General features: G+C 65.1%; 1 protein-coding gene. It reads left to right on the top strand.

Annotated elements, in window-relative coordinates; all coding sequences use genetic code 11:
* Positions 1 to 72: 72 nt before the first annotated feature.
* Positions 73 to 1,301 (top strand): IS3 family transposase gene (locus ACXMYJ_RS29100; protein WP_460359543.1). Its coding sequence is split into 2 segments (ribosomal slippage): positions 73 to 385 and positions 385 to 1,301, totalling 1,230 coding nucleotides; the frame shifts between segments, so codons are not numbered across the junction.
* Positions 1,302 to 1,338: the final 37 nt, after the last annotated feature.

Genomic DNA, 1,338 nt, shown 5'->3' with positions numbered 1-1,338 from the left:
GGGCCCTGACCCCAGGTGTTGGACACGCTGAATCCCGCAAGATTGGCGGGGGAAGCGAGATGATCGACACCGATGGCAAGGAAAAATTACCCGGACGAGTTCAAGCGGGATGCGGTCGCGCTGTACCGAGACACCGAGGGCGCCACGATCACGCAGATCGCCGACGAGCTCGGGATCAGCGGGGTGACGCTCTCGGCCTGGTGCAAGGCCGCTGGGGTGTTGATCCGGCACCGCGGCGCCAGTTCTGCCGGTGAGCCGGGACCGGGGTCGGAAACTCCGGACGAGGAGCTGGCCCGGCTACGGGCCGAGAACAAGGCATTACGCGCCACCGAGGCTCGGCTGTCGACTGAACGAGACATCCTGCGGTCGGCGGCCAAATATTTCGCCGGGGAGACGAACTGGTGAGCCGCTTTCAGTTCGTCGCCGACCACTCCGACACCTACCCGGTGAAGTGGCTGTGCGCAGTCGTCGAGATCGCGCGTTCCTCGTTCTACGCCTGGCTGGCCGGCGCCGACGGGCGCGCCGCCCGTGCTGCTGCTGACCAGGCGCTGGCCGCGCGGATCCGCACCGTCCACGACCAGGACAACACCTACGGGGCGCCGCGGATCACCGCCGAACTCAACGACGGTGCCCCCGAGGCGCAGCGGGTCAACCATAAGCGGGTGGCCCGGGTGATGCGTGATGCCGGGATCGTCGGCTATCGCCGTCGACGACGGGTCAAGACCACGGTGGCTGATCCCGCCAAGCAGAAGGTCCCGGATCTGCTGGGCCGGGATTTCACCGCCGCGGCGGCCAACGAGAAGTATGTCGGCGACATCACCTACTTACCGTTGGCGACTGGTTCGAATTTGTATCTGGCGACGGTGATCGACTGCTTCTCCGGGCGGGTGGCGGGGTGGGCGATCGCCGATCATATGCGCACCGAACTGGTCGAAGATGCTCTGCTGGCCGCGGACGCACTGCGCGGTTCATTGTCCGGTGCTGTGTTTCATTCAGATCACGGAAGTCAGTACACCTCAACGGAGTTCGCGAAACTCTGCACCGCACTCGGTGTCACCCAGTCTATGGGTGGAGTGGGGTCAAGTGCCGATAACGCTCTCGCGGAGTCATTCAACGCGACTCTGAAACGCGAGATCCTGCAGGACCGCAGCCGCTGGCTCGACGCCGCCAGCTGCCGCGGTGAAGTGTTCCGCTGGCTGGTGCGCTACAACCTGAGGCGACGGCACTCCCGCTGCGCCTATTCCAGTCCCGCAACCTACGAACGCAACCACGAAACCGCTACGCTGCCAGAAGCGGCGTAACCACAAATCCCGTGTCCACTACATGGGGGCAAGGCCC

Source organism: Mycobacterium sp. ZZG, from assembly GCF_054786995.1.
The sequence above is the reverse complement of the archived record's forward strand: the minus strand, read 5'-3'. Positions and strand labels throughout refer to the sequence as shown.